Origin of the sequence: Pseudomonas sp. 1912-s (assembly GCF_029269205.1) — a bacterium.
Lineage (GTDB): Bacteria > Pseudomonadota > Gammaproteobacteria > Pseudomonadales > Pseudomonadaceae > Aquipseudomonas.
In genome coordinates, this window is record NZ_JARIXR010000033.1 from 26,894 (window position 1) to 47,249 (window position 20,356).

The 20,356-nt window shown below is 62.0% G+C and carries 20 protein-coding genes; 5 read left to right on the forward strand and 15 right to left on the reverse strand.

Annotated elements, in window-relative coordinates; genetic code table 11:
- Positions 1-6 precede the first annotated feature (6 nt).
- The 9 genes from P3C29_RS28065 to P3C29_RS28105 all read right to left on the reverse strand — a co-directional run bounded on the left by P3C29_RS28065 (position 7) and on the right by P3C29_RS28105 (position 11,543).
- On the reverse strand, positions 7-1,335 hold the full coding sequence (locus P3C29_RS28065; protein ID WP_275965986.1) for a cellulase family glycosylhydrolase: 1,329 nt from the start codon (positions 1,333-1,335) through the stop codon (positions 7-9).
- On the reverse strand, positions 1,325-2,515 hold the full coding sequence (locus P3C29_RS28070) for a glycosyltransferase (RefSeq protein ID WP_010166650.1): 1,191 nt from the start codon (positions 2,513-2,515) through the stop codon (positions 1,325-1,327). The genes P3C29_RS28065 and P3C29_RS28070 overlap by 11 nt, the downstream gene beginning before the upstream one ends.
- On the reverse strand, positions 2,515-4,506 hold the full coding sequence (locus P3C29_RS28075; protein WP_010166651.1) for an exopolysaccharide transport family protein: 1,992 nt from the start codon (positions 4,504-4,506) through the stop codon (positions 2,515-2,517). Before P3C29_RS28075 ends, P3C29_RS28070 begins: the two co-directional genes overlap by 1 nt.
- Before the next feature lie 14 nt (positions 4,507-4,520).
- On the reverse strand, positions 4,521-5,285 hold the full coding sequence (locus tag P3C29_RS28080) for a polysaccharide biosynthesis/export family protein (protein ID WP_010166652.1): 765 nt from the start codon (positions 5,283-5,285) through the stop codon (positions 4,521-4,523).
- 29 nt (positions 5,286-5,314) lie between these two features.
- Entirely contained in the window at positions 5,315-6,226 is a 912-nt protein-coding gene (locus P3C29_RS28085; protein ID WP_003208209.1) for a glycosyltransferase, read from the reverse strand.
- The gene (locus P3C29_RS28090) at positions 6,226-7,686 is read right to left on the reverse strand and encodes a mannose-1-phosphate guanylyltransferase/mannose-6-phosphate isomerase (RefSeq protein ID WP_201124893.1); all 1,461 of its coding nucleotides are present in this window, start codon (positions 7,684-7,686) and stop codon (positions 6,226-6,228) included. Before P3C29_RS28090 ends, P3C29_RS28085 begins: the two co-directional genes overlap by 1 nt.
- Positions 7,686-9,125, reverse strand: a complete 1,440-nt coding sequence (locus tag P3C29_RS28095) for an undecaprenyl-phosphate glucose phosphotransferase (protein ID WP_010166655.1) — start codon at positions 9,123-9,125, stop codon at positions 7,686-7,688. Before P3C29_RS28095 ends, P3C29_RS28090 begins: the two co-directional genes overlap by 1 nt.
- A 485-nt stretch (positions 9,126-9,610) precedes the next feature.
- The gene (locus P3C29_RS28100) at positions 9,611-9,913 is read right to left on the reverse strand and encodes a hypothetical protein (protein WP_010166657.1); all 303 of its coding nucleotides are present in this window, start codon (positions 9,911-9,913) and stop codon (positions 9,611-9,613) included.
- Positions 9,914-10,217: 304 nt separating this feature from the next.
- Positions 10,218-11,543 carry a PLP-dependent aminotransferase family protein gene (locus tag P3C29_RS28105; RefSeq protein ID WP_275965987.1) on the reverse strand — a complete coding sequence of 442 codons (1,326 nt, stop codon included), beginning with the start codon at positions 11,541-11,543 and terminating at the stop codon, positions 10,218-10,220.
- A 94-nt stretch (positions 11,544-11,637) separates the two neighbouring features.
- Here P3C29_RS28105 and P3C29_RS28110 point away from each other — a divergent pair, with 94 nt between their 5' ends.
- Positions 11,638-12,267, forward strand: a complete 630-nt coding sequence (locus tag P3C29_RS28110) for a LysE family translocator (RefSeq protein WP_275965988.1) — start codon at positions 11,638-11,640, stop codon at positions 12,265-12,267.
- 27 nt (positions 12,268-12,294) lie between these two features.
- The gene (locus tag P3C29_RS28115; RefSeq protein ID WP_201124890.1) at positions 12,295-12,636 is read left to right on the forward strand and encodes an antibiotic biosynthesis monooxygenase; all 342 of its coding nucleotides are present in this window, start codon (positions 12,295-12,297) and stop codon (positions 12,634-12,636) included.
- On the opposite strand, the gene inhA is transcribed toward P3C29_RS28115, so the two are convergent.
- The gene (gene inhA, locus P3C29_RS28120; protein WP_201124889.1) at positions 12,633-13,313 is read right to left on the reverse strand and encodes an isonitrile hydratase; all 681 of its coding nucleotides are present in this window, start codon (positions 13,311-13,313) and stop codon (positions 12,633-12,635) included. The genes P3C29_RS28115 and inhA overlap by 4 nt on opposite strands.
- Before the next feature lie 91 nt (positions 13,314-13,404).
- Here inhA and P3C29_RS28125 point away from each other — a divergent pair, with 91 nt between their 5' ends.
- The 3 genes from P3C29_RS28125 (at position 13,405) to P3C29_RS28135 (ending at position 17,283) form a co-directional block, all read left to right on the forward strand.
- On the forward strand, positions 13,405-14,373 hold the full coding sequence (locus P3C29_RS28125) for a GlxA family transcriptional regulator (RefSeq protein WP_201124888.1): 969 nt from the start codon (positions 13,405-13,407) through the stop codon (positions 14,371-14,373).
- 130 nt (positions 14,374-14,503) lie between these two features.
- Complete coding sequence (locus P3C29_RS28130) at positions 14,504-15,091, forward strand: biliverdin-producing heme oxygenase (RefSeq protein WP_201124887.1); 588 nt, start codon at positions 14,504-14,506, stop codon at positions 15,089-15,091.
- Positions 15,088-17,283: an ATP-binding protein gene (locus tag P3C29_RS28135; RefSeq protein ID WP_201124886.1), complete on the forward strand. Its 2,196-nt coding sequence runs from the start codon at positions 15,088-15,090 to the stop codon at positions 17,281-17,283. Before P3C29_RS28130 ends, P3C29_RS28135 begins: the two co-directional genes overlap by 4 nt.
- Here the strand turns inward: P3C29_RS28135 and P3C29_RS28140 are convergent.
- From P3C29_RS28140 to P3C29_RS28160, 5 genes are all read right to left on the reverse strand, one after another.
- The gene (locus tag P3C29_RS28140) at positions 17,261-18,181 is read right to left on the reverse strand and encodes an alpha/beta hydrolase (protein WP_275965989.1); all 921 of its coding nucleotides are present in this window, start codon (positions 18,179-18,181) and stop codon (positions 17,261-17,263) included. The two genes, P3C29_RS28135 and P3C29_RS28140, sit on opposite strands and share 23 nt — an antisense overlap.
- Before the next feature lie 82 nt (positions 18,182-18,263).
- The gene (locus tag P3C29_RS28145) at positions 18,264-18,626 is read right to left on the reverse strand and encodes a VOC family protein (protein WP_010166670.1); all 363 of its coding nucleotides are present in this window, start codon (positions 18,624-18,626) and stop codon (positions 18,264-18,266) included.
- Complete coding sequence (locus P3C29_RS28150) at positions 18,623-19,255, reverse strand: BRCT domain-containing protein (protein ID WP_010166671.1); 633 nt, start codon at positions 19,253-19,255, stop codon at positions 18,623-18,625. The genes P3C29_RS28145 and P3C29_RS28150 overlap by 4 nt, the downstream gene beginning before the upstream one ends.
- A gap of 13 nt (positions 19,256-19,268) precedes the next feature.
- Positions 19,269-19,658, reverse strand: a complete 390-nt coding sequence (locus P3C29_RS28155; protein ID WP_010166673.1) for a hypothetical protein — start codon at positions 19,656-19,658, stop codon at positions 19,269-19,271.
- A gap of 220 nt (positions 19,659-19,878) precedes the next feature.
- Positions 19,879-20,340 (reverse strand): cysteine hydrolase family protein, encoded by a 462-nt coding sequence (locus tag P3C29_RS28160; protein ID WP_201124883.1) that lies wholly within the window; start codon positions 20,338-20,340, stop codon positions 19,879-19,881.
- Positions 20,341-20,356 lie beyond the last annotated feature (16 nt).

Here is a 20,356-nt window from a genome sequence, read left to right on the forward strand (position 1 = left end):
GTGGCTTCAATCCCATAACAGAATTTGCAGGTTCGGCTTGACCGGTACGTCCAGGCCATTGGTGCCACTCAAGGGTGTTTCGGTGCCGCGCAAGGGGTCATACAAGGTGGCAGTGGTCATGCCGGGCAAGTGCGCGTTGCCGCCACGGGCCGACCAGAAGAACCACACCTTGCGCCCGTCGGTACGGGTCCAGCCGATGCTGAACAGGCCGTCGGGCAACTGGTCGGCGGTGGGTGGGTCGCCAGGGGTCAATTTTGGCCCGCTCACCTGGAGGAAATTCTGCAACGCGGTATAGGACGGCTTGGGGTTGGTGTCGATATCCAGCAAGCCGTAACTCCGGTCGCGCACGCTGGCGCGCTGGTCCAGGTCGCTCAGGGTGAACAGGAAAATCTTGTCGAAATCCAGCGCGCTCATCAGCGCGATGCGGCGCACGATGTAGTCGGCCTGGCCTTGCGGGGTGATGAAATCCTGGACCTCTTTCGGGCCTTTATAGGTCGACCAGCCCCACTCGGTGCTCCACAGGGTAGTCACCCCGGCAGCCCGCAGTTTCTGGTTGAGGGCGCTGGTCTTGGCGACAAAGTCCAGGGTCGACGGGGTGTTGCCCTCGGGCAATTGGGTATAAGGGTGATACGACATGACCGTATTCAGGCTCGGCACGCCCAGTTGCAGCAGCCCGTCGAGCATGTTCTGGCCATTGGGCATTTCGCTGAAGAACGCCATGCCGGCAGCCACCACCGGTTTGCTCGGGTTCACCACCCGCAGCGCGGCAGCGGTGATTTGCAACAGGTTGGCGTAGCCGGCCGGGTCGGCGACGGGGCGCCAGAACCCCAGCAGGTTCGGCTCGTTCCACACCTGCCAGGCTTCCACGCTGGGGTAACGCTGGGCCAGCAACGCCATGCGGTTGGCGAAGATGTTCGGGTCTTTGGGCGGGAACTGGTCCTGATACGGCGAGGAGGCCGGCGCAGTGGTGGCGAACTTCGCCGAGCCCACCAGGTAGAACACCGACTTGATCTGATTCTGCTGCAGCTTGTTCACCAGTTCGTCGAGGGTCGCGACGTTGTACTGGTTCTCGGCGGTTTCCAGCTGGTCCCAGTGCAGGTCCAGGCGCACCCATTCCAGGCCCAGGGCCTTGAGGCGGTCGATCTGCTTCTGATAACGCTCGGGGCTGAACCACAGGAACTGCGCGTTCACCCCCAGGAAATCCTTCCACACGATCTCTTTGTTGCTCTTGAGCACATGGCTCTCGGCGTCGGCCGGGCGGCCCCAGAGAAAGGCGGTCAAACCCAGTGCGGCGACGACCGCCAGGGTGGCCAGGTAAGTCCGTTTACGTGCCATGGTTGCCTCCTGCAATGGCGTGTTCAAACAGGCTTGCGAACTTCTGTGCGGTCAACGGCCACAGCCGTTCACGGCCAATCGCGGCGGCACGTTCGGCCCAGTCCCTGGCCCGTTGCGGGTTGCGCGCGAGCAACAGCAGCTGTTCGCTCAGCGCAGCCACGTCGCCTTGTGCATAGATGGCGCCGTTGCCGGTGGCCACTTCCTCGGCAAACGCCCGGGCATCGGACGTAATCGCACCGCGCCCGCAAGCCGCTGCCCACGACAGTGCGCCGCTGGTGCCGCGCTGGCGGCCCAGCAGGCCGAGTTTTTTCGATTCGCGATACGGCAGCACCATCACATGGTGCGCCTGGATCGTCTGCGCAATGTCGCTGGCCGGTAAATTCAGCCGCCAGTCGATGGAGCTTGCCAGGCCGAGTTCGGCGATCTGGCTTTTCAACTGCTCCAGGTAATTGCCGCCCGCGCCAAACGCCATTTCGGCGGCAGTGCCACCGGCCAGGGTCAGGCGCACACGGTCACGCAATTCGGGGGCTTTTTCGAAGACGGCGGCCAGTGCCTGCAACAGGTCTTCGATGCCTTTGCCACGGTAGATAAAACCGAAATACAGCAGGTGCAGCGTGTCCAGTGGCGGCAACGCCACGGGCGCAATATCCAGGTTGGCGTGGTTGATCACCGCCACCTTGCCGGCGGGCAATTGCATGCGCGCCGTCAGGCAGTCGGCGCCCAGGCGGGTGAGGGTCACCAGCCGGGTCAGCCCCTGGGCGACGTGACGTTCTTCGCGCAGGGTCAAGGGATCGGCCAGCACCACTGCCGCCTGGGGCAATGGGCTGGGCAAGGATTCCAGCAGGTTCAGCGGAAAGGGCAATTGCTCGCGCCGCCAGACCATGCGTTCCGGGTCATGCACCGTGGCCGTCAGCGGCAGGGCAGGGAAGGCCTTGCGCAACTCGCGCAGGGCCAGAAACTCCCCCAGCCGCCCACCGCCCAGCTCGGCGTGGACCAGGTCCACACCCTGCCAGTCGAAACCGGCAAGGGCTTGCTTGATCGACGCCGTGCTGCCGACCACACCCGTCAAGGGGGTAGCCACCTCGACGCCCAGTTGCTCCAGTGCCGTCTTGAAGTGGTTCGCGTAGTCGGCGATCCCGTTCTTTTCCGGCGGCAGGGGAGCGAGCAGGGCGATGCGCATCAGAACGAACCCCGGTACTTGGCGATGGTTTTCAGCACCTTGACCGGCACCTCGAACTTGCGGCGGTTGATGATGATGCCATCGACCTTGCCGAACGCCGTGGTGAGGATCGACAGCGCGTGTTCCACCACCGGCACCGTGCTTTTTTGCGCTTCCACCACCAGTGCAATCAGGTCGGCACGGCGCAGGTTGATGAACGCATCGCGGTTGTCCAGCAACGCCGAGGCATCCAGCAACACCACCTGGCCCGGAATCGCCGGCTCAATCCCGCCGACCCGCACCCGCACGCCGTTCTCTTCCAACAACTGGCGCAACTGCTCGACAATAAAGCTCACGCCTTCACCGTGTCGCGCGGAGGTCAGCCCCAGGGTCAGGCCCTGTTCGGCAATACGCTCCAGCGGCAGCAAGCCGTACAGGCGATAGATGCTCGCGTTGAAGGCGTTGGTGCTTTGCGCGGTGCTGGTGTCCAGCTCCGGCAGCGTGGTCCACAGCGGCAGGCCGAACTTGCCTTCCACCAGGCCGCCGTCGTGGATCCGTTGATCCAGCAGGTAGCACAGGTAGATCACCAGCAGCCCCACCACGATCGAGAACGGGATCGCCAGCAACAGCATCAGCAGGGTTTTCGGGAAGACGCGCCCAGGGTTCAGGGTGGCTTCTTCGATTACCGCGATGTTACTGATTTGGCTCTTGTCCAGTTCACGGTCGATCCGCGATTTTTCCAGGCTGTCCACATACAGCGCGTAGTTTTTCTCGGTGCCGTTCAGCTCACGGGCCAGGCGCGCCAGTTCCGGCTCGATGGCCAGGGCCTCCTTGCGTTGGGCTTCCAGTTCCGTCAGTTGTTTCTGCTGTTGCACCAACTGTGTACGCAGGGACTGGTTGCGGCTGGTTTCATCCAGCAGTACCCGTTGCAAGTGGATTTCCAGGGTGTTCGGCGCGCGGTTCTCGGAACTTTGCACCGTGTCGCTTTCACCCGCCACCTGGGCCTGCATGGCACGGATCGAGGCGTCCAGGGCTTTGACCGGCGGCGCGTTATCCGTGTAGGTACGCATCATGTCGGCTTTTTCCAGGAGCTTCTGGTTCAGCAGGCGACGCAAGTCTTGTTGCTGCGGGTTCAACGCGATCTGGCGAACCGTGGTCACCTCTTTGGGCTGGCCCTTGAGTTGGTCACGGGTGCTCTGCAACGCCACGTCGGAGGAGGCGATCAGGCGAGTGGAGTTGAACACTTCGCCACGCAGCACGTTGATTCGCTCGGACAAGTCTTCCAGGCGATCAGTGATGCTCGACGCGCCGATCTCGTTCAAGTGCGTAAGGATCTGGTCCTTGTAGCTCTTGATCTGGGCAGCGCTGGAAGACACCTGGCCTTCATAGAACGCATACAGGCTCTTGCGGCCCAACGCCTGGGTGCGTTCGTCGATGTAGGTTTCGACCCAATCCTTGACCACCGCCTGGGCGATTTGCGGGTCATCCCAGCGGAAGCTGATGTCCATCACCGTAGAACCGACGGCGTGGGTCACTTCGAAGTTTTTCTCCAGGCTTTTCGCCAGGCGTTCCACCGGGGTGGTTTCTTCGACGATACCGACGGTTTCCAGCACCACTCGCACACCGTCAAACACGGCACTGATGCCTTTTTTGACGTACCACTTGGTGCGCTTCCACACGCCTTCCGGCGGCTGCATCTTGTCCATCACGTCCAGGTAATGCTCCGCCACTGCCCGCACGATAGGACGCCCGGTCAGCAGGCGTTCTTCGTCGACAATCGGGTCGCGCTGGGTGCTCGGCATGACGATCGGCTGACGGTTGTCGACCTCGATCGGCATCGTCGAGTCACGGCCCGGTTTGACCAGCAGTCGCGCGGTGGATTCATACTTGGCCGGCAGCAAAAACGCCCCCAGCAAAATGATCACCAGCGCGGCAATCGCCGCCAGTTTGAACTCGTGCTTGAAGATGAAGAACAGACGCAGAAGATCACGAAAAGAACGGATCTCGATCATGGGATGTCGCTCCTTTAGTGGTTCGTGGTGTAGCTGTAGCCCACACCAATGGATTTGGTGAAGGGAATCAGCTGGTTCAGGTAAGTGTCCACGCCCTGGATCCGTTCGCCGACGTTGGACTTGGGTACAAACACCACGTCACCGCGTTGCAGCGCCACGGGCTTGCGGCCCAGTGCGCCGTTCTTCAGGTACTGGCTGAAATCGAGGAAGTAGGCGTGGTAGACGCCTTGGCCGTCCTCACGCAACAGGGCCACCATGCTCGCGTTGCCCACCGGGCTCACGCCGCCGGCACCGAGAATCGCCTGTTCCATGGTCGGGGCCGTGGCGATGGAGATTGCCGACGGGTTGAACACCGCGCCACCGACGATCACCGTGTTACCCGGTGCCTGGTTGATGTTCACCGTCACCCGGGGTTCGCGATACACCGGTGCGAGCTTCTGGCTCAGCTCGGCGGCGACTTCCGCCGGCGTGCGCCGCGCCACCTGGATCGGCCCCAGGAAGGGGTAGTTGATCTTGCCGTCGTTCTGCACGGTGTACAGCGTCAGCTCATAAATCGTGCTGACGTTGAACGCCGACAGGGTCGGCATTTCCCCGGCATCGCGCACAATCCGCAGCTGGTCGCCGATGCGGATCCGCTCCACCGCGGGTGGCAACTGCGCCATGCGGTCGAGGGCTTGCTTGCCCTCATCCACGGTTTTCCCGTCGGGCGCGACGATCCGCGCCGGGGTATTGCAGGCGGCCAATGCCATCATGGCCAGGACGAGCAAGGTTCGTTTCATCAAAGGGGTCTTCCTGTAGGTCATGATGCTCACCTCCAATAACCGGGGAACATGCTGATGCGCCGCTTAAGGGCGAGGGGGAGCTGGCGCTCCAGATGGCCCAGCCGGTAGCCGAGCAATTTGAACGCGCTGCGCACCAGTACTTCGGGTACGCGGTGCAATGCACCGGCTTCGCGTAATGCTCGAAGCTCGGCCAGTACATAGCGTTTACCTTCACCGCCGGCATCGCCAAAAGCCTGGCGAATCCACGGCTCGCGGCCGTAGAACACGCCAATGTCGAAGTAGCGGTGAAACTCATCCATGAGACGGTAATCGTGGGAGTGATAGACCAGGGCGGTGGCGGCATAGCGCACCTTGTAGCCTTCCAGCAGCATGCGGGCGGCGACGTAGGCGTCCTCGCTGCCGATCACGTCCGCGGGAAAGCCACCGACGGCTTGCAGGGCGCTGCGCCGGTACACCGAAAAAGAATCCGAGCTGAAGCAGGTCTTGATCCCGAGCTCCGGCGCATCCGCCAGGCTTTTGCTTCGGCTTTGCGGCGGGTAGTTGAAGTGGCGCGACTGGGCGCCCAGCACGCCGGCATCCGGGTGCGGCAGTTGGCGGCCATACGCAACGCCATTGAGCGGGTCCAGTTCCAGCTCGCCCACCAGGTTGGCGAAGGTCTCGGGTTCGGCGGGAATCGCGTCCTGGGTCATGACGATCAGCGCGTCGCCGTCGACTTGCTCGCTGGCCCAGCGGCGCGTGCCGCCGTGGTTGAAATCCTTGGCGTCGATCACTTCGACCCGTACGCCGAACTCGCGAAAACGCGCCACGGTGTCATCGCTGGAGGCACTGTCGACCACCAGGGTTTCGTCCGGTTGCAGGGTTTGCATGCGCAGCGCCGGCAGCAGCCGGTCGAGGTGGCTGGACGCGTTGCGGGTCGGGATGATCAGGGCAGTACGCATCACTTCTTCACTTCGGCCGGAGCCCGGCCGTAGATGTCGTCAAACCGCACAATGTCGTCTTCGCCCAGGTACTCGCCGCTCTGCACCTCGATCATCACCAGGTCGATGATGCCGGGGTTGGTCAGGCGGTGTTTGTGCCCGGCCGGAATGTAGGTGGACTCGTTGGCGTTGATCAGGAACTCGCGATCACCGTTGGTAATCATTGCCGCGCCGCTGACCACTACCCAGTGCTCGCTGCGGTGATGGTGCATCTGCAACGACAGCGAGGCCTGTGGCTTGACCACGATGCGCTTGATCTTGAAGCGGCTGCTTTCTTCCAGCACGGTGTAGGTGCCCCACGGCCGGGTGACGGTGCGGTGCAGGCTGAACGCCGGATGGTCCAGGCGCTTGAGTTCGGCGACGATGTAGCGCACGTCCTGGCTGCGCCGGGCGTCGGCAATCAGGATCGCGTCCGGGGTGTCGACGACGATCAGGTCGCTCACGCCCACCGCGCCCAATACGCGTTTGGGCGAGTCGATGTAGCAGTTGTGCACGTCATGCAGGATCGCTTCGCCATTGACCTGGTTGCCGTTGGCATCGCTCGGAGTCAGTTGGCGCACCGCGTCCCAGGAGCCGATGTCGCTCCAGCCGATGTCGCAGGGCACCACGGCCACTTGCGCGGATTTTTCCATCAGCGCCACGTCGATCGAGATATCCGGCGCCGCGCCGAAACCTTCAGCGTTCAGCTCGCGCTGGCGGCAGCTGTTGTTATTCAGGCTGTGGCCGTGGTCGAGGGCGGCTTTCGCCGCATCCAGTACGGCAGGCGCGTGCAGGGCCAGTTCCTCCAGCAGGACGCTTGCCTTGAAGCAGAACATCCCGGCATTCCACAGGTGTTTGCCGCCGTCCAGGTAACCCTGGGCGGTGGCGAGGTCAGGCTTCTCGACGAAGCGCTTGACCCGGAAACCCTGGCCCAGTACGTCGCCTTGCTCGATGTAGCCGAAGCCGGTTTCCGGGTGGTCGGGCTGGATGCCGAAAGTCACCAGGTAGCCGGCTTCCGCCAGCTCGCGGGCTTGGGCGACGGCGTCGGCGAAGGCGCTTTCATCGAGGATCAGGTGGTCGGCGGGGAGTATCAACAACTGCGCGTCGCTGCCGAAGTTTTCCTGTACATGCAGGGCGGCCACCGCGATCGCAGCAGCGGTGTTGCGCCCGAACGGTTCCAGCAGCAGGTCGAGGGCCAGGTGGTTTTTGTTGACCACGCGGTAGTCATCGAGGGTGCGGAACAGCGAGTCGCGGTTGGTCACCGTTACCACGCTTTCCACCCCCGGCAAGTGACTGGCCCGCAGGAAGGTCTTCTGCAACAGGCTCTGGTCGTCACGCATGCGCATGAAGGGCTTGGGCATGTTCTGCCGCGACACCGGCCACAGGCGGGTGCCCGAGCCACCGGAAATGATGCAGGGAATTAATCCGTTGAGGGTGTTCATCAATAGACTTCCTTGGTCGAAAGGACGGCCGGGACCGTCATGAAAACGATGTACAAGTCGAACCACACCGACCACTTCGAGATGTACTCCAAGTCGTACTCAACGCGTTTCTGAATCTTGAACAGGGTGTCGGTCTCACCACGATAGCCGTTGATTTGCGCCCAGCCAGTGATGCCCGGTTTTACCCGGTGCCGCGAGCTGTACTCGCTGACGGCCACTTCGTAGGGCACCCCGGCGGCCTTGGTCGCGGTGGCGTGGGGGCGCGGGCCGACCATCGACATGTTGCCCAGCAGCACGTTGAACAGCTGCGGCAACTCATCGATGCTGGTCTTGCGAATAAAGCGGCCCACGCGGGTGATGCGCGGGTCGCCACGGGTGGTCTGGCGGTCGGCGTTGAAGTCACTCATCTCGGCGTACATCGAGCGGAACTTGAACACCCGGATCACATTGTCGTTGTAGCCAAAACGGTTCTGGCGAAACAGCACCGGGCCCTTGGAATCGAGCTTGATGGCAATCGCGGTGATCAGCATGATCGGCGACAACGCCACCAGGCCGAGGGCCGCCAGGATCAGGTCTTCGCAGCGCTTGATAAACGGCGACCAGCCCCGCAGCGGCACATGGGACGTGTTGAACATCAGGATGCCGCCGACATCGGTGATGCGGCTGTGGCCGTAGCGCAGGGCGGCCATGTCGGGCACCAGCATCACGTTGACCGACATCTGGCGCAGGCGCTTCACCAGCCCGTTGATCCGCTGTTCGGCGGCCCAGGGCAGGGTGATCATCACCTGGTTGACCTGCTCGGAGCGGATCAGTTTTTCCAGGTCGCGGGTATTGCCCAGCAGCGGCAGGTTGCTCAGTTCCTTGGGAATGCGTTCGGTGCGGTCGTCGATAAAACCGATCAGGCCGGAGCGGATATCGCCATTGCGCTGCAAGTGGTCGGCGACGTGCACGGCGGTGTCGGTGAAGCCGAGGATCACCGTACGTTGCAGGTATTTGCCGTTCATCATCAGGTTGCGGAACAGGCGCAGCATCACCATCCGCTCCAGCCCGAACAGCCCCAGGCTGGTGACAAACCAGAACGCCAGGTTGCGTGGGCTCAACTGCGGGAACATCTGCAGGATCTGGTACATGAACAGCAGGATGCAAAACGCGGAAGACCAGGCCACCAGCATGGTGCGAAACCGCAGGCGGTTGCTGAACAGTTCCTCGGAGTACACCCCCATGGCCTGGAACAGAATAATCGTCAGGATCGCGAAAAACAGCAGCAAGCCTAGAAAGTGGGCGCGCAGCTCGGTGGCCATCGGGTCTGGATAAAACAGCAGGATCAGTGCTGGTAAAACGGCGGTGAGGCCGTGCATCAACTTTACGAAAACAACAAAAAACTCAATGAAACCGGCCCGGGTCAAAAACAGGCTGTCGACTGACGACTTCTCGCGCATAAAAACATCCCTCATTGCACACCAGGGCTTCCTTGTTCGGCTGCTCATCCATAAAGGCAGGGCTTGCTTTATAAGTGGCGCCAGACGAACAGCTGCTTCGCTGGGTAAAACGCAATTACCTATCTATTTGCAGGGAATTTGCGGGGTAATGGCTAAATGATGGTTCCCTTTCTTCGATTCGTCAAGGTTTTGACTTTTTTATAAGAGTGCTGTGCTAGACGCTCCAGGTATTATTGTCCGTGACAAATTGTTGACTTTCCTGGTCGGGTTCTCGGGTTTATCGAGAACAAAATGCTGGCGTTTTGGAGTGTAGGAACAAAATTGAGAATTTTCCTGCGGCTGAGGAAAACCTTTTTTTGACGGGGGCAGGATGCGGGGGTTTTGGGGGACAACCGACGAGTGGTGAGGGCGCGGGTCCTTCACCACCTCGGGGCGCTACTAGGCTTGGGAGTTGCCTTTGAAACTGACCGTCACGTTGCGTGTTTTTACGGCCTGCGCACGTGCAAACACTCAATCGACCGGTCGACGGTGGTCTTGGCAATTTCCAGCAAATGCCATACCGCCAACAACCTCGCCCGCTCGGGGCTTTGCAGCAGTTCGCCGCAGTCGAGCGCGGTGGCGGAGGCGCTGCTGAGCAGGCTGGCGGTGTAGAGCAGGGAGTCTTCGAAGCTCAGGTCTTCGTTCACGGTGTGGAAACCCTGGGACGGCAGGTAGTGTTCAAGTGCGCGATTGAAGGCGGCGCGGTTTTTAAGCTGGTCGAGGGGTGGATCGGGGACGGGTTTATTCATGGTGTAACTCCTTTTCGGGTAAGGAGCCGGCGCCCTTCGCGACTAAACGTAGGGTGGCGGCTGTACGCAGGTTAGTCGACCGGCTGAAAAGGAAAACCCGGCGCACCCGAAGGTGCCCTGCGCACAGCCACCATAAAACCTCATGATGAAACCATGCGCCTTTTCAGAACCGGGCGACTAAACCCGTTCACTGATGAGCAGTGAAGCGGCGAAGACTAGCCACCGGTTCCGGCAGGCACAAGGCCGAAAGATTGTCTCGGAAACGTCCCGCAAATTAAAGGGATTTACCCTGCTGGCCCTTTATTCATATCCGAATTGCCTCGCGAATTTTCCCCAAGGCCACCCGCAATGTCGCCAAATCAATCGACCCCAGTGCCACCCGCAACGCATGCGGCACATGCGCCGTACAGGCAAACGGCTCGGCACTGGTGACACGCACACCCTGGCCCTCAAGCGCAGCCACCACCGCATCTGCCCGCAGGCCTTCGGGCAATACCAGCCACAGGTAATACGACGCCGGATGCGCAATCATCTCGCAACCCTGCAAGACCTCCCGGGCCAGCGCCTGACGTTGGCGCGCATCCTTGCGCTTTTGTTCTTCCAGCACATCCACTGCGCCGGATTCTATCCAGCGGCACGCCAGGTTGACCGTGAGCGTCGGCGTGCTCCAGGTCGAGACGCGAATGGCTTGCTCCAACGCCGGCACCAACGCGTTGGGTGCCACGATAAACCCCACCCGCAACCCCGACGCCACGCTCTTCGAAAGGCCGGACACATACACCGTTCGCAACGGCGCATAGGTGAACAACGGCTTGGGCGCGGGTTCGGCCAGAAAGGCGTAGGCGCCGTCTTCGATCAGTAGAATATCGTAGCGTTCAGCCAACGCTGCAAGGCGTTCGCGGTCAGCTTCACCCATCACCGTGCCCAGCGGATTGTGCAACGTGGGCATGCAATAAAACGCCCGCACCGGGCGCCGTTTGCACAGGGCCTCCAGCGCATCCAGATCCGTATGGCCAGCCGGTTGCGGCAGCGGCTCCAGGTCTATGCGCTGGGACTGGGCCAGGGTTTTCAGGCCGGGATAGGTCAGCGCGTCCACCGCCAGCACATCCCCCGGTAGCAGCAGCGCCATCAGGCTGACGGCGAGGCCTTGTTGCGCACCATTGACGATCAGCACCTGCTCGCCACCCACTCGAATCTGCCGATTGCGCAGGTGCCGCGCCGCTGCCTGCCGTTCATGGGCGCGGCCACCTTGCGGAGCAGAATGCAGCAGGGCATCAAGGTCTCCCGAGGCGGCAATGGCGCGCAAACCGTCGCGCAGCATCTCGGCCTGACCGGGCAGTGAGGGGTAGTTGAGGCTCAGGTCCACGGTGCCCGGTTGCAGCGGTTGCTGCACCAGGCCCATGCCCCGCAGCAACGTGGTGTCGCGCACAAAAGTGCCGCGGCCCGGTTCACCCACCACCAGGCCGCAGGCCTCCAGTTCGCTGTACACACGTAACGCCGTGGCCAGGGCGATGCGATGGCTATTCATCAGGTTGCGAACGGTGGGTAACTGAGTGCCCGGCGGCAATTTTCCGGCGCGAATCCGCGTAGCCAGTTCATCAACGATCAGTTTGTAGCGGACCTGAGCCATGGCGTGTTCCCGTGCAAAGCGTATCTAGATCAATTTTTTGTTTGTATCAGGTGAGCTGATTAATCTACAGGCTTTCCCGGCGGATGGCTTGAGCATGATCGACCTCGCAACCCTGGCTGTTTTCTCTGGCGCAGTTCTACTGCTGTTGTTATCCCCGGGCCCCAACATGGCCTTCGTCATTAGCCACGGCGTGAGCTATGGCTGGCGTGGCGGGGTGGCCTCGGGGTTGGGCATCAGCGTGGCGGACCTGCTGCTCACGGCACTCACTGCAACCGGGGTGACAGCACTGGTCGCCAGTTGGCCGCCAGCCTTCGACCTGATTCGCTACGCCGGGGTGGTGTACCTGCTGTGGCTGGTGTTCAAGACCCTGCAAAAAACACCGGACCTGGACACCGCCCACGTCACCCGCATACCCCTGGGCCGGGTGTTTGTACGGGCGATGCTCAACAGTCTGCTCAACCCCAAGGCGTTGCTGTTTTTCATGGTGTTCCTGCCGCAGTTCGTCAGCACTGAAGCCGGGCCCATCGCGCTGCAATTGGTAGTGCTGGGGATAATCCTGACGCTGATCAGTGGTGTATTTCATGCCGTGCTGGGGATTTTTGGCGGGGCGGTGAGCCGGTTTTTTGCCGGCAAATCGGGTAGCTCAGGCATACAGAAATGGGGCCTGGCGACTGTGCTGATGGTACTGGCCGTGCGGTTGGCGCTGATGGCTCGCCCGACGTGAAACACCACTCATAAAAGGACGTTACGCATGTACATCGCAGCTTTTATCTACAAGCCCGGTGAACGGGATGATGAGTTCCAGCGCCTCACGGATTTGATCGACGCACTGGCGGCAAGGCTGCCGGGATATGTGGGGGCCGAGTCGTGGCGCTCGGCGGATGGCCGGTTGATCAACGCCAGTTATTACTGGCGCGATGAAGCGTCAATCCGCGCCTTTGCCAGCCACCCGACCCACCTGGAAGCCAAGCGCCTGTACCGCCGCTGGTACGGCGGTTATCACGTGGTGATTTCCAAGGTGGAACGGGCGTATGGCGACGGCACGATCGGGCATCTGGTGCCCGCCGACCGCCACGGGCACGCGAGCGCTTAACCCAACCGCGCCGCCGCCCGTGCCACGATTTCACCCCGGGTCTTGCGCGACTCGGCGGTGCGTTTGCGGGCTTCTTCCAGCACGTGGGGCGGGGCGCTTTCCGGCCGGCCTGCATTGAACGGCGGGGCCGGGGCGTATTCAATCTGCAACTGCACCAGTTGCGCCGCCGCCTCGCTGTACAACTCGGCCGCCAGGGTCAGGGCAAAGTCGATCCCGGCGGTGATCCCGCCACCGGTCAACAGGTTGCCGTCACGCACCACGCGCTCCTGTACCGGGATCGCGCCGAGCGGGGCGAGCAGGTCGTGGTAGGCCCAGTGGGTGGTCGCCCGCCGCCCACGCAGCAAGCCCGCCGCACCCAGCACCAGGGAGCCGGTGCACACCGACGTCACGTAACGCGCGGTGTGCGATTGGGCCTTGAGAAACGCCAGGGTTTGCTCATCTTCCATCAACGCGCCGACACCCGAGCCGCCGGGTACGCAGATCACATCCAGCGTTGGGCATTGCTCAAAGGTGGTGCTCGGGCTGAACACCAGGCCGGTGCTGGAGGTGACTGGCGCCAGGTCCTTCCAGACCAGATGCAGCTTCACATCCGGCAGCGATCCCAATACGTCGTAGGGCCCGGTGAGGTCCAGTTGCTGGATGCCGGGGAACAACAAAAAGCCGATCTGTAGAGTCATGGGGAATACGCCTGATAAAGGGATGGACGGCTTCACTCTAGTCACCTAGACTTTGGCGAATACGCCATTGAACCCACGAATTACGCCAATCATGCCCAGAATCATCAACGTGCTCGCGTTTCCCAATGTTCAAGTGCTCGACGTCACCGGGCCCTTGCAGGTGTTTGCCTCGGCCAATGACCTGGCGCGCCAGCGGGGATTGCCGGTGCCCTATGCGGTGAGCGTGATCGCCGCGCAATCGGAGCCGGTGATGACCTCGGCGGGCCTGGCGCTGGTGGCCGAGCCGTTGCCGGCCGCCGACGCGCCCTGCGACACGCTGGTGATCGCCGGCGGTTGGGGCGTGTACGGTGCCGCCGAAGACCCGGCCCTGGTGGACTGGGTTCGGCAAAAAGCCGCACAGTCGCGGCGCATGACCTCGGTGTGCACCGGCGCGTTTCTGCTGGCGGCCAGCGGTCTGCTGGACGGCTGCCGCGTGGTGACCCACTGGACCCGTTGCGAAGAACTGGCGCGCAAATACCCGCACCTGACGGTGGAGGCCAATCCGATTTTCATCCAGCAGGGCAACCTGTGGACCTCCGCTGGTGTGACTGCCGGCATCGACCTGTGCCTGGCGCTGGTGGAAGAGGACCTGGGCCGCGCGGTGGCCCTGGAAGTGGCGCGGCACCTGGTGGTGTTTCTCAAGCGGCCCGGCGGGCAATCGCAATTCAGCGTGACGTTGTCCCTGCAAAAGGGCGGTAGCCGTTTTGCTGAGCTGCACGCCTGGATCGCCGAACACCTGACCCTGGACTTGAACATCGCCACGCTGGCTGCCCAGGCGGGCATGAGCGAGCGCAGTTTTGTGCGCCACTACCGCGCCGAAACCGGCCAGACGCCTGCGCGGGCCGTCGAGCTGATACGCGTGGAAACCGCCCGCCGGCAACTGGCGGACAGCAGCGCGTCGATCAAGCGCATTGCCGTGCACTGTGGTTTTGGTTGCGAAGAAACCATGCGCCGCAGCTTCCTGCGGGCGGTGTCGATCACGCCCCAGGCCTACCGCGAGCGCTTTTCCTCGCCTTGTTAGAACTGATCGAAAATGAACGAATAGGAATGTTTTTGTATCAAGGTGCTATGTTACCCACAGTCCATTGCGCAGTGACTTGATCCCAGGCCTCTACGTCGCGGTTTCGACCCTTCCGGCGTACGCACTGCTTATGAATTCACCACCTCCTGTCCTTGTTGAATTGCGCGCGGCGACCGCTGCCCTGCATCGACGCCTCGATACCCGGCTGCCTTTTTCCCGCATGGACCTGGCGCTCTACCGCGAGCTGATGAGCGCCTACTACGGCTTCTACCAACCGCTGGAGCGAGCGCTGGCACCCTGGGGCGAAATCATTCCCGAGCTGGAATGGGGACGGCGCAGCAAAACCCCGTATTTGCAGGCAGATTTGCTGGCGCTGGGCCTGAGTGACCCGCAAATCGACGCCTTGCCTCTTTGCTCCGAGTTGCCGGCCATCACGAACGTGGCCCAGGCCCTCGGCGCCCTGTATGTGCTGGAAGGCGCCACCCTCGGTGGCCAGGTGTTGCGCAACCTGATCGAGATCAAAATTGGTGTCGGCTCCGTCAACGGCGGCGCGTTCATGAATGTGTACGGTGCTGAGACCAGTGCGCTGTGGCAACGCTTCCTTGTGTGCCTTTCCCCACTGCAGGCTGCGGCCAAACGCCTGGCGGCGGTGAACGTCGCCGAGTCGACCTTTGTGTGTTTCGAGCAGTGGCTGGAACGCTGCGGGGTGCTGCGATGACTACGGTCGATACGCCGCTGGACGATTGCGCCAGTGAACCCATCCACATTCCCGGCTCGATCCAGCCCCACGGGCTGCTGTTGACGTTGAGCGAGCCGGCGTTAGAGGTGCTGCAGGCCAGTAGCAACCTGAGCGTCGCCTTGGGCCTGGACGCAGAGCGCGTGTCGGGCCAGGCCTTGGCCAGTGTGCTGGGCAGCAAGGCGGCGGCAAAGGTCATTCAGGCCTTGGCAGACCTGGACGCCGACGAAGACGAGTTGCATCAACTGACGCTGGAGGGCTACGCCTACGACATCCTGCTGCATCGTCATCAGGGCCTGCTGGTGCTCGAACTGGAGCGCGCCATGACGGTTCAGCACAGCGCCGTCGGCCAGCTCGGCCGCACCCTGCGCCGCTTGCAGTCGGCCAAGACGCTTGACGGGTTGTACCAGACCAGCGTCACCGAGATTCGCGCCCTGACCGGTTACGACCGGGTCACCTTGTACCGTTTCGAGCAGGAAGGTCACGGCAAGGTCATCGGCGAAGCCCTCAGCGACGGCATGCAGCCGTACCTGGGGTTGTGTTTTCCCGCCTCGGACATCCCGCCCCAGGCCCGCGAGTTGTATCGCCTGAACTGGGTCCGGGTGATTCCCGACGCCCAATATCAACCGGTGCCGATCCTGCCGGCCCTGCGCCCCGATACCGGCGCGCCCCTGGACCTCAGCTTCGCCGTGTTGCGCAGCGTGTCCCCGGTGCACTGCCACTATTTGAAGAATATGGGCGTGCGGTCCTCCATGAGCATTTCGCTGCTCAAGGACGACCAGCTCTGGGGCCTGATCACCTGTGGCCATCGCGAGCCGTTGCGCGTGCCCCATGAACTGCGCACGGCGTGCACCAGCATCGGCCAGTTGTTGTCGATGCAGATCACCTTGCTTCAGGAGCGGCAGGAGCGCCGCCACCAGCTCGACAAGGCCGCCATGGTCGAAGAGTTGGTGGCCGCCATGACGGCCGACCAGTGCGACGTGATGGAAAGCCTGTTGCCCTGTGCGCAAACACTGCTGAACCTGACCGATGCCGGTGGCCTGGCAATTCTGGTGGAAGGGCGCCTGCACGTGTTCGGTGTTTGCCCCACCCGCGCTGAAATCCACGGGTTGTACCGGTGGGTGCGCGAGCAGGGCAAAGGCGTGGTGCATAGCCATCAGTTGTCCGTGGACTTTCCCCCGGCGGCGGCCTATCAGGCTCATGCCAGTGGCCTGTTGGCGTTCTGCCTGCCCAAGCCGGTGGACAACGCGGTGATGTGGTTTCGTCCAGAGGTTCAGTCCACGGTGGAGTGGAGCGGCCAGCCGGTCAAACATCAGGAGCCCGGCGCCACGTCCCTGAGCCCGCGCCTGTCGTTTGAACTGTGGAAGCAGCAGGTCGACGGCAAGGCGCTGTATTGGACACTCTCGCAATTGCAGGCGGTGGAAAACCTGCGGCGCAATGCCCTGGAACACGACCTTGCGCGGCAGGTCCAGCGCGAGCACGAAGCCGTACGGGCGCGTGATGAACTGGTGGCGGTGGTCTCCCATGACCTGCGCAGCCCGCTGACCATCCTGCTGATGCAATGCGGCATGATGCGCAGCATGTTGCCTGCCGACGACAACAAGGCGAGCCGGCGCCTTTCCACCGCGATTGAAACCATGCAGAACGCCACTTCACGCATGAACACCTTGCTGGAAGACTTGCTCGATATCTCGCGCATCGAGGCCGGGCGCTACAGCGTTTCCCTGCAACCGCTCGATGTGGCGGCGACCCTGGAGCAAATCTGCTCGATGTGGCAGCCGCTGGGAGCCGCCAAGGGCGTTGACCTCACGTGGCGTTCTGCTGCGGCGTTGTGTGTGCAGGCCGACCCGGAGCGTTTGTTCCAGGTGTTTTCCAACTTGCTGGGTAACGCCTTGAAGTTCACCCCGGTGGGCGGGGTGATCGAGGTGATTGCCGAGCCGGCGGGGGACGAGGTGTTATTTCGCGTGTGCGACAACGGCGTGGGCATCGACCCGGCGCAACTGCCGTATATCTTCGATCGTTACTGGACCTCCCGCGAAGGCAACCCCACCGGCAGCGGCTTGGGGCTGTACATTTCCCACGGCATTATCGAAGCCCACGGCGGCAGCCTGTGGGCTGAAAGCGTGGTGGGGCAGGGCAGTGTGTTCAGCTTCAGGATCCCGGCCGGGGACTGAGCGCCAGCAGTTCGAAGATCGCCTCAAGGGTCGCCCGGGGCGCCTCCTGGGGAATGTTGTGGCCCACACCGGCCAGCACCTCGCGGCGATAAAACCCGCTGAACAGCCCCAGGTCTTCATCTTCCGCCGGGGCCGGGCCCACGCCGTCATCGGCGCCGCACAGCGAGATGCTCGGCACCGAAATCGGCGGCGGCTGCACCAGCGCCTGTTCGATGCTTTCCAGCGCCGGGTCACCCGGTGCGTACATGAAGCGGTGACGGTAGGAGTGCACCACCACCTCGACAAAATCCGGGTTATCGAACGAAGGCGCGGTGTTGCCGTACAGGCTCGGCCCCTCGGCCCAGGACGGAGACCAGAGCGCCCACAGCAACTGGCAGAACTCACGCCGGTTGGCGGTCAAGCCGGCGACGCCGCGCTGGGTGTGAAGGTAAAACTGGTACCACAGCCGATGCTCTTTTTCCGGCGCCCGAGGCCGGGTCGACGCGGCAATATCCTGAATGTTGTAGCCATCGCCCGTCACCAGGCCGCGTACCCGCTCGGGCCAAAGTGCCGCGACGATACACGCGGCGCGTCCGCCCCAGTCATAGCCCACCAGCGTGGCGGTCTCGATGGACAGGGCATCCATGAAATCCAGCAAGTCTTTGGCCAGCGCCGCTTGCTGGCCGGAGCGCATCACCCCGGCATTGATAAAACGCGTCGGGCCATACCCGCGCAAGTACGGCACCAGCACCCGGTAGCCACGCTCGGCGACCACCGGAGCGATCTCGTCATATCCGCGCGGGTCGTAGGGAAAACCGTGCAGCAGAATCACCACCTCGCCACCTTCCGGGCCATGGGCTTCGTAGGCGATATCGAGCATGGGCGTGCGTACGTGCAGCAATGGGGCGAGGGCGGGCATGGAGGCTCCGAGGGTGGAGAGAAGGTGGTGGAACTGTAGACCAAACGAGTTACCGAACGTCATCCGAAAGGCTGCAATTGCTTTACTTGTCTAGACCGGCTTGGCGCAAGCCGATGCAATTGCCCCATGGGTCGCGCACCTGGCACATCCACTCGCCGCCTTCGATTTCCATTGGCCCTCGATACAACGTGGCGCCCAATGCAACCAGGTGCTGCACCTCTTGAGTCAGGTCCGCCACCCGCCAATACACCACCGACCCAGCCGCGCCGCTCGCGACCTTGTTGTCGGCATTCACGATTTCAATAGCCACGCCGTCTACGTCCAGATGACCGAAGTCATCGGGCGCGTGGTAGATTCGGATAGCTCCAGGAAAGGCCTTGGCATACCAATCGGTAGCGGTGTGCCAGTCGGGGACGTGAATCAGGATGGAGATGATAGGAGTCAACCGAACAGTACCTGCTGCCAATGGGTTTCACTGATGATTGCGATCGGAATGCCGCTATTTCTCAGCTCGACGGCTTTTTTGATCTTCGTGCCATATGAGCTATGCAGCCACTGTTCATTACCAACACTTCCGACCACGAGGAAATGAACCTTCTTGCTGACCGAGTTGCCGATAAGGCCGCCGCGCTCGACCACCAGCGACTCACATTCCTTGCGCGGCCCATACGCCATGACACCGGTAAACAAAAACGTCCGGTCCTGCCACTCTAGTGTCGGCGCCGGATTGTTCAGTGGAAGGCTGGTGACAGAGGAGGGGCGTTGAGGTGATCCCACCGAGACGCCGGAAAACTGATGCAGCATTTCTAACAACTCTGTGGACTCTTCCGCGTCCAGAACGCCGTCACTCAGCATGCTGGCAAGACGCTGATAAAGAATGTTTACCACCGGGTCCTCCAGTTGGAGCAGGTGGGTTTCTATCCAGTTCTTAAGAAACTCAGCTTCCAACTGATTGATGTTTCCGTCGGCGACCAATCCGGCGGTGACGCCAAGTAATGCGTCGGCAGAGCGTCGATCCATTCGCGCCTTGTGGAAGAAGTGACTGCGTTCGAATTCCTGATGAAGATCAGTCATGCGTCCTTGCTCCTTACTCTTCGGTTTCAGTGGCCTGATTAAAATACTTTGTCTTGTCTGGCGTGAAGGTCACGATCATGTGGGTGCGTGAACAGGTCATCACTGTTTCTACCGTTGGGTCGATGTCAAGACTTTCACCACGAAGACCTTGCCACTGTGCCAGATAGTTGAGTGAGCCGAACTTTTCCAGCTTTTTCAGGCTTCGGCTGACGCCTCCTTTCCACCCAAGTGAAGGCAGCTCGCCAGCCAGGCATGCTTGCGAAAGGTCTGGGCGTTTTGTCGCCAACGCTCGCCCCACCTCCCAGCATTGGATTAAGCCTTTGTCGCTGCTTTCCCACGTCTCGCTCCAACTCAGGATGGGCCGAGGGGGCACGTTGATGCTTTGTCGTATGCGCTGGGTCATATTCCTTCCTTGAATATTTGGCGGTGCGGTAAACAGTGGAGCTGATATACACATATCTAGTGATTTTTGCCAAATACCTGTGGCGAGGGAGCTTGCTCCCGTTGGGCTGCGCAGCAGACCGCTTTGTTAACTGTGTGCTTTCTGGGAGGTTGCGGTGAGCTTTTTGGGGCCGCTACGCGCCCCAGCGGGAGCAAGCTCCCTCGCCACAGTGGGGGGCGGGTCAAATTTCTGCGCGGGTGACGATGTGTTTGAAGTGATGCCGCCACAAGTCCGCCCCCAGTTTCCCCGAGCGATCCAGCGATGAGCCCACGGTCAAGTCGCTGATCAGCGTGGGCTGCAAGCCCGCATCAAACAACGCAAACCCGGCCGCCAGTACGCAGGTGTCGGTCTGGATGCCGCACACCAGTACCCGCTCCGGCGCGAGGCTTTTCAGGTGGCTGATGGTTTCAGGCGTGGGGGCGTAGCCGTGTTTGATGAAGACATGGTCGGCGGCAATCAGGCTGTTGTCGTCGGGCGCTGGCTGCCAGCCGAGTTGGCGGGCGAACGGGGTGATGCTTTCGTCGTGGCGCTCGACGGTGGCCACTGACGGCATGCGGCCCAGCAGGGCGTTGATGCCGTCCACCAGCCAGTCGGGTGGAGCGAAGGAGGGTTGTACGTCGATGATCAGTAGAACCTGGCGCATTGGAGTCCTGGCATGG